Genomic DNA, 7,775 nt, shown 5'->3' on the forward strand with positions numbered 1-7,775 from the left:
CTTTAAGGATAAAAAGAATATGAACAGGCAAGGCGAGGAGCAAGGCTATAATTATAGTCGTCTATGGTTAAATGACTACTTAAAAACGATAGATAATTGGACTATAGAAAACTATAATGAACGCTTTGATTTGATTTATAGTCGTTTTCTAAACATATGGAAATATCCTGATGTCGTTGCACCAGTTTCAGAAAACACAGAAGAGACTTTGTTTAATGCCGAAGCTCCTACCTATAAAAAATTAGAGTATTTTATTTTTGAAAACACTAAGGTGGACGAAGAAATTATAGCGCGAATGTATTTTTATGTGATAGAGAAATTATATGATAAAAATCCTCAACTATTATTAGAGGCTAAGGAGATTTTAAAAATCACAAGAAATGAATCTGACTTTAGGGTTGCTCAAGGATTGCAGAATGGGTATTTTGTAGAATCCAATATTGGTAGTGATGCAAAATTTAATATACTTAAAAAACTCCTCACATTATTCGAGCTAGAAGATGAGTTAATTATTAAATATGGTGATAGCCATAGCATTGGTGGATCTAGCCCGAGTCGTTTTAATCTGCGTAAAGAGTTTTGGAGGCAGTTATTGCCATTAATAAGAAATACTGAGTTATTTAGTAATGTTAATCCTTCAAAAGACCATTGGTTAAGTGCTGGAGCAGGTGTGTCTGGTGTAAGTTATACCTTTGTGGTAACAGGTAATTATGCTAGAATTGAACTAGGCATTATCACATCAAGTAAAGAGACCAACAAAAAACACTTCAGAACTTTGTATAATCAAAAGGATTCAATTGAGACTGCTTTTGGAAATCAGCTAGAGTGGGAAGAATTGCCCGATAATAAAATGAGCCGTATCAAATATGAGCTTAAAGGTGTCAATTTATTTGATAGGGCAGATTGGGAGAGAATGAATGAGTTCTTAGTAAAATACTTGCCTAAATTTGAATTGGCATTACAACCCACAATTCAAAGATTAAGGTAGAAAGTTCATTATTTGCATATTTAGGTAATTAATTAATAGCTATTTTAACATACGAAAAATCAATACATAATATAATAAGGCATACAATTCGGACGCCAATGGAATAACTGAAAGCTTAAGTGGCTGACATTAAGAGTATAACCTAGCTTGGTTCGAGCCCAAGAAGAGGAGCAAACAAAGCCGTTACGTAAGTAGCGGCTTTTTTGTTTTTGGTGGGTTTTGGATTTAATCAGAGTGCCAAAAGCTTTCGTGATTGGTTCGAGCCCATTGCTTGCCCCAATTACTATCGGGAAGGAGCAGCAAACAAAGCCGTTACGTAAGTAGCGGCTTTTTTTTTTTTTTGAGTGACTTTTGGTCTTTTAGAGAATAAACTCAAAGTTGGTTGATTATTGTATTGGTGGAAAACACCAACGATAGCATGTCAGTTCAATTCGTACATACAAAATTACAACAATTGTAAATAGATTACCATATATGTAATTTTTAGCTTTATCTTTGTGATATAGAATTGATTTTCTTCTCATATGCACATTATTTCATTCAAAAAATTAAGAGATTTTTTTTCGAAAGAAACCAACGCTACTACAGCATTGCGAGATTGGTATATAATAACTAAGAAGGCTGAATGGGATAGTTTTGCTGATTTAAAGAATACCTTCAATTCTGCGGACAACGTTGGGAATGGAAGATTTGTTTTCAATGTTAAAGGAAACCATGACCGGATTGTAGCCATCGTACGATTTAAGTTTAAGAAAGTGCTAATTCGATGGGTAGGTAGCCATAAGGATTACGACAAAATAAAGAATATCGATAAATTTTAATGATATGAGCAAATTAATAACACATGAAGAATACGTCAAGGCAAACCTTCGCTTGGAAGAATTGGTAGATATTGTCGATGACGATACGCCGTTGGATGATCCTTTAGCAAAAGAGTTTATGAAGATTAGCGATATCATCGAGTGCTATGAAGAAATCCATTTTCCTATTGGTCTGCCAACCTTACAGGAAATGATCAAGTTGAGGATGTTTGAATTGGGTTTAAGAAAGAAAGATCTAGCTACGCTTTTGAATACAAGCGCTTCGCGAATAAGTGATTATCTAAATGGTAATAGAGAGATTACTTTAAATGTTGCAAAAGCTTTGCATCAAAAGTTGAATATTGATAGCGATATTATTTTACAATGAATGTTGAGGTGGAAATCCATTATAACTTCAAAAGAAATTTTGATTTTTCCGCTAAATATTTAGTATAAAGAAAAAAGCCCCAATTTTCATCAGAGCTTTATTCAAATTGGTACTTTAATCCGTTGAGGGACGTGCTATATATATATTATGCTGAGACAGCTAACTTATTTTTTTTGTAATCACTAGGCGTACAGTCGTATCGTTCCTTAAATATTTTAGAGAAGTAACTTCGGCTGGTAAATCCAACGCTGTACACAATTTCTGAAATGTTTAAGTCGGTATTGATGATCAGTTCCTCCGATTTGGTCAATCTTACCGAACGAATATATTCGCAAACAGTCAAGCCGTGCTGAAACTTAAAGCCTTCTTGTAATTTGGCTGCAGATAATCCAACGCGATCACTCAGGTTTTCAACTTTATGATCTAAATCTGGAAATTCATTGATATATTCCGTGAGTTTTGCAATTAAACTGATTTCCATTTTAGTTAAAGAGGTCGGTTCCATCTCCAAATTCTCGATGTCGTTATTATGGTGGTCAATTTCCAGCGCCAAGATGACGTTTACAATGCCTTTGGTCAATAATTCCCGCACCAAACCTTCTTGTTTGATGGATTGTAGCTGTTTGATGCTTTCGGCTATTTTAAGGTTGTATGAGCCGATATATAGATAGTCCTCTTTCTTATCTGAAATGAAGGCATCTTTTAACTTTGTGCTCCATTGTGAAGTGCTATCATAAGAAGTGTTCACCGAAATTAGTGTCGCTACGGTTTCTACATTCTTTTCTAAGACAATGATGTTTTGTTCTGATATAATGTTCGCGACAATGCTGGTTTGAAAAGCGTCAATCGTATTGGTGATGCTATCCGCATTGAAAGATTGCGATAATCTTCCTTTTGAGCAGTAAATGAAATTGACATGAGTTGCAAGGCACGTGTCAATAGTCATTTTAATATTTTCATGGGCAATGATATCAAACTCCAAAACGGCTAGTCCATCTTCAAGAGCAATGGAGCGGATGCTGCCTTTTGCGATATCATTATCAATATTAAGTTTATACTCGGCCGTGTTTTTGGCTAACGTACCACCAATTTCAGTTTTTAGTGTATCAAAAAAGGAATACAGATCGTTAACTTTAGATGCAATTGTTATCATGGCTTGTTATTTTATTGGTTAATTATTGGTGTCTGGAATTTATATTTGGCCGTTGTTTGTGGCTAATATTCTAATTCTGGCATTTGTGCTACTACGATTCGTTTTTGGAAAAACTCGGCATATTGCTTTAGGTCGGAAGGTTGGGTAGTTTTCATGTTTATCGATTCTCTTAAATTTTGTTTGTAATAGTTATCGGCGTTGTAATTCGATACGTTAATGTTTCTCAAAAAGTCCCGCCACTCCTAAGAGAATTGACGTTAACAGTAAAAAATGAACGGATTCATTTAGACCATATACAAAGTAGCTTAAGGCCCATACAATCACGACTAAAACTGATATTGTGTAAAACAAGGTTTTCATATGAAATGCTAAATCCTTTTTGTTGGCTTATTATTTACATTACAAAGATGCGGAGGCATCTCTTATTTTTTCTTACAGCATTTTCGGAATTGATTATAGAATTTCCATAAATGGCAAAAAAAAACACCCTATATGTGGTATAAAGGGTGTTGATTAAGAAGTTGTTTTAAAAGTCTTAGCTAATTGGGAGATAAAAAGTAAAGGTGGAACCTTCAATTACCTTTCCTTCGGCGGTAATATAGCCGTTGTGATTTTCGACAATTTTTTTGCAGATAGAAAGGCCGATGCCTGTACCGGAGTATTCTGTTTTGTTGTGCAGCCTATTAAATAGAATGAAAATCTTGTCAGCATACTCTTGGTCAAAGCCAATCCCGTTGTCTTTTATGGTAATGGTATGGTAGAGGTTGTATTTTGAATATTTCACTTTGGGTAAATCACTTGCCTTTGTTTGTGAATAGGTAATTGTGATAACTGGTGCTATATTTTTACGACTGTACTTTAAGGAGTTGCTGATGAGATTTAAAAACAATTGTTTGATTTGAAATGGGATCACTTTCATGGAAGGCATTCTGTCCGATGAAATCCGTGCTCTCTTATCGGAGATGATTTCTGCCAGATCGTGTTTAGCGGTTTCCAATAAGATGTTAACGTTCGACTCCTCGAAAGCTTCCTCTGATTTATTGGTTCTTGAAAACTGTAATAAGTCATCTATTAAGGATCGCATTCTTGCGGATGATGATTTGATGCGCTGTATATAAAGTTTGCCATTGGCGGATAACTGTTCCTGTTCTTTATCTTCCAATCGGGAGATGAAGGTTTGGATTTTTCGTAAAGGCTCTTGCAAATCGTGGCTGGCAACATAGTTGAATGACGCCAGTTCTTTATTGTTGCGTTCTAATTCGAGGTTTCTTTCTTCAATTAATCGGTAATTTTCGATTTCGTCGGTAATGTCGGCCGTTGTTCCCAACAGTTTTTTGTAGCCTTCTGAATCGATTAAAACTTTTCCGTAGGATTTGAAATGTTTGACGCTGCCATCTTTTTGAAGAATTCTGTAATGTGTGAAAGGCAAATCTTCGTTTGCCATCATTTTAGTGACTTGCTCTGAGAATTTATCCAAATCTTCCGGATGGACGAAAGCCATAAAGTGTTCCATGGTTGGTTCGAACGACTGGGGTTCTTCTCCAAGCAATCGGTAGAGGTTGTCAGAAAACTCAAAAGTGTCCTTTTCTACATGCCAGATCCAATTGCCGAGTTTGCTGATAATTTCAGATTGCGTGGTGGATTCCTTGAAAGTTTCTAAAAGTTCATTCTTTTGCTTTAAACTTTTGAGATTCTTACTGATTTGGATGTATATCAACAGTAAAATGACCAGTGATAAAATCAAAACATAGTAAACGATCATGGGAGCGTTAGACAGTGTTTTTGAACTCTTTTCTTTTCTAATACCAAGCATGTTATTTTCATGAGTGGTCATTTGAATGATTTTAAAGCGCACGCTATTCATGGTGCGTCTCCCTTCATTGAAACCCGAAATAAATTCTGGCGATTCCAGTTTGTTGGAAACCGCGAGCTGCAGTGTTTTTTCGAAAATATCGAGACTTTCGTCAATTTTGATTTCTAGTTCTTCTAGATTTTTTTGTTGTTCTGGATTGTCGACCGTTAGATACTTTAAATGGTCTAAGCTACTGTCTATTGCTTCGCCACTTGATAAAAAAGGTTCTAAAAAGGTGGAATCTTTGGATATGATAAAGGCTCTTTTGCCACTTTCGGCATCTTTCAGAAGAGAAGCCAGTTTCTCTAATTCGATATGAATCTGGTAGGTGTGCTGAACTTCATCAAAACTTTTGGATAGCTTCTGTATATATTGATATGCTAAACCGCCCATGACCAAAACAATGAACAAACTTAAACCGAAGATGATTTTCAGAAAGCGCTCAGAATTATAGATGGACTTGAAATTCATATTTACAAACGTAATAAAAAATTGTCTTTATTCAATCCGTTAGTGTGATACTGCCAATTCATGGTCACCACATCAGATAATATTTTTTTAAGAATGTTGAAGTTATCGGGCTTTTTGATGTAGATATTGGCGCCATTGACAAAGGTGTCTTCAATATCTTCTTCTGAGGCCGAAGTGGAATATATGGCGATGGCGATGTCTTTAAAGCGATCATTGCATTTAATTTCCTGCAAACACTCCAAGCCGGATTTTTTGGGCATGTTCAAATCTAAAAAGAGAATGTTTGGCAACACTGAATCCGATTGGTTTAAAGCGTCCATCAGCGCAACGCCATCTTTATAAACGGCTACTTTGGTCTGCATTTTCAGTTCTTCAAAAGCTTCTACAAAAAATAAGCGGTCATCTTCATCATCGTCCGCCAATACTACATAAGTGTAATCTTCCCGCATTTTCTTCTATTCGTTTTTGTTAGTGTTTAATTCTCTTCTTTTGGTAATAATTCTCTGAAACGTTGTCGGTGTAATGCCTGTGGTGTTTTTAAATTGAGTGCTTAAGTGCGCCACACTGGAATATTGCAATTTAAATGCAATCTCTGTCAATGACAAATCCGTGTTGATCATCAATGATTTGGCGTATTCAATGCGCTGAAGGATGATAAAGTTTTCAACGGATGTATAAGTCACTTCTGAAAATAGATTGGAAAGATAGCCATAGCTATGTCCCAATTTATCGGAAAGGTAAACCGAACTTTTAACGTTGATGGTATCATTCGCATTTAAAACCATGTCAATGATGGCGTCCTTCATTTTCTGCACCAAAATAACCTTTTGATTTTCTATTTTCTCAATACCGTAATCGTCGAGAATGTTGTCAAATGCCTGCAATTTATCTTCAGGAACTTTTTCTAGAAATTCAATCTCTCCAAAATTCAGCATTCGATATTTGATGCCAAGTTCCGTCAGTTTATCATCGATAAATCTGGAGGATAAAGTGGTGAAATCAAATTTAATAAAGATTTTCATGGCGTACGAAATAGAGGACGAAATTAAACATTATTTTAAATACATAGGAGCGCTCCATACCATTTAAAAACACCAATAAAACGCATAATGTGGAGGCTTAAATTAAACATTTTTTTTATTTTAAATTATAAATTTATCTCAATCAAATGTATTCAAGACTATTGCCTACGCACATGACATGAGCAAAAAATCGAATAATTCTGAAAAGATAGTTTTTTTTTGTTTAGCTTAGAGTTGGAAAACATTGTGAAAATCGCGTGCAAAATTGCTTACATACAGTCTCATTGAGAGCAGTACCTTTGCTCATAAGGCTCCATAGTTCAAGGGATAGAATAAAAGTTTCCTAAACTTTAGATTCAGGTTCGAATCCTGGTGGAGTCACTAGATTTTCCGTAAGGACAGCTCACGAGCTATCCGTTCAAAAGAAGTAATTTTTTGATATGCCATCTTTGGGTTTATCACCAAACTCATGACTATCTCAAGTTTTAGGATAGTCAAAACCATGCTTTCTAGATTGTTATAAATACATAAAAATCGCTATATTAGTATCTTAAACTCAACAGGAAGTCTTTTTTTGAAATAGGATTTCCATTAAAATCTTCCATTTATGATTATTCCTATTGTTCTGGGCATCATTGTCCTTCTTGTTTTTTTGATGGTTTCTGCGTTCAACCGTTTTGCCAAAAACCGAAACGTAGTAAAGGATGCTTGGGGAAATATTGATGTCGCTCTTAAGCGCCGTTATGATTTGATTCCCAATTTGGTGGAAACGGTAAAAGGTTATGCCACTCACGAAAAGGAAACCTTAGAAAGAGTTGTACAAGCCCGAAATGCGGCCATGCAAGTGCCTGAGGGCGATATTAACGCTCAGATAAAAGCAGAAAACCAATTGCAACAGTCCTTGCGTAGCATATTCGCTTTGAGCGAATCTTACCCAGATTTGAAGGCGAATGTGGGTTTTCTAGATTTACAGCAGAAACTGAGCGAGATAGAAGAAAATTTGGAGCGCAGCCGTCGTTATTATAACGGAACCGTGCGTGAAAACAATACGTATGGCGAAAGTTTGCCAGGTGCATTGTTTGCAGGTATGCTCAAATATCA

General features: G+C 35.7%; 8 protein-coding genes and 1 tRNA gene. 5 read left to right on the plus strand and 4 right to left on the minus strand.

Going from position 1 to position 7,775, the window contains the following annotated elements:
• The 3 genes from ACOH2D_RS18055 to ACOH2D_RS18065 all read left to right on the plus strand — a co-directional run.
• Positions 1 to 988 (plus strand): DUF4268 domain-containing protein (locus ACOH2D_RS18055; RefSeq protein WP_449536139.1); only part of this gene is annotated, 988 nt, incomplete at its 5' end.
• A 524-nt stretch (positions 989 to 1,512) separates the two neighbouring features.
• Positions 1,513 to 1,809: a type II toxin-antitoxin system HigB family toxin gene (locus tag ACOH2D_RS18060; RefSeq protein ID WP_348036383.1), complete on the plus strand. Its 297-nt coding sequence runs from the start codon at positions 1,513 to 1,515 to the stop codon at positions 1,807 to 1,809.
• A gap of 4 nt (positions 1,810 to 1,813) precedes the next feature.
• Positions 1,814 to 2,176, plus strand: coding sequence for a helix-turn-helix domain-containing protein (locus tag ACOH2D_RS18065; protein ID WP_348036382.1), 363 nt, complete (start codon positions 1,814 to 1,816; stop codon positions 2,174 to 2,176).
• 145 nt (positions 2,177 to 2,321) lie between these two features.
• Here the strand turns inward: ACOH2D_RS18065 and ACOH2D_RS18070 are convergent, their stop codons facing one another.
• The 4 genes from ACOH2D_RS18070 to ACOH2D_RS18085 all read right to left on the minus strand — a co-directional run bounded on the left by ACOH2D_RS18070 (position 2,322) and on the right by ACOH2D_RS18085 (position 6,674).
• On the minus strand, positions 2,322 to 3,329 hold the full coding sequence (locus ACOH2D_RS18070) for a helix-turn-helix transcriptional regulator (RefSeq protein WP_449536140.1): 1,008 nt from the start codon (positions 3,327 to 3,329) through the stop codon (positions 2,322 to 2,324).
• 535 nt (positions 3,330 to 3,864) lie between these two features.
• A complete protein-coding gene (locus tag ACOH2D_RS18075) occupies positions 3,865 to 5,652 on the minus strand; it encodes a CHASE3 domain-containing protein (protein ID WP_348036380.1) in 1,788 nt (595 codons plus the stop codon).
• Positions 5,653 to 5,654: 2 nt separating this feature from the next.
• On the minus strand, positions 5,655 to 6,101 hold the full coding sequence (locus ACOH2D_RS18080; protein WP_449536141.1) for a response regulator: 447 nt from the start codon (positions 6,099 to 6,101) through the stop codon (positions 5,655 to 5,657).
• A gap of 6 nt (positions 6,102 to 6,107) precedes the next feature.
• Positions 6,108 to 6,674, minus strand: a complete 567-nt coding sequence (locus tag ACOH2D_RS18085; RefSeq protein ID WP_449536142.1) for a helix-turn-helix domain-containing protein — start codon at positions 6,672 to 6,674, stop codon at positions 6,108 to 6,110.
• Positions 6,675 to 6,983: 309 nt separating this feature from the next.
• Between ACOH2D_RS18085 and ACOH2D_RS18090 the strand changes: the two genes are divergently transcribed.
• Positions 6,984 to 7,055 (plus strand) — tRNA-Arg (locus ACOH2D_RS18090).
• A 226-nt stretch (positions 7,056 to 7,281) separates the two neighbouring features.
• The coding region (locus tag ACOH2D_RS18095) for a LemA family protein (protein ID WP_449536143.1) at positions 7,282 to 7,775 on the plus strand (494 nt) is incomplete at its 3' end.

This window comes from Gelidibacter sp., from assembly GCF_053579655.1.

Bases quoted from the DNA above. Each gene is read 5' to 3' on its own strand.
- ACOH2D_RS18060 (WP_348036383.1), top strand. From the start codon at position 1,513: ATGCACATTATTTCATTCAAAAAATTAAGAGATTTTTTTTCGAAAGAA.
- ACOH2D_RS18065 (WP_348036382.1), top strand. From the start codon at position 1,814: ATGAGCAAATTAATAACACATGAAGAATACGTCAAGGCAAACCTTCGC.
- ACOH2D_RS18070 (WP_449536140.1), bottom strand. From the start codon at position 3,329: ATGATAACAATTGCATCTAAAGTTAACGATCTGTATTCCTTTTTTGAT.
- ACOH2D_RS18075 (WP_348036380.1), bottom strand. From the start codon at position 5,652: ATGAATTTCAAGTCCATCTATAATTCTGAGCGCTTTCTGAAAATCATC.
- ACOH2D_RS18080 (WP_449536141.1), bottom strand. From the start codon at position 6,101: ATGCGGGAAGATTACACTTATGTAGTATTGGCGGACGATGATGAAGAT.
- ACOH2D_RS18085 (WP_449536142.1), bottom strand. From the start codon at position 6,674: ATGAAAATCTTTATTAAATTTGATTTCACCACTTTATCCTCCAGATTT.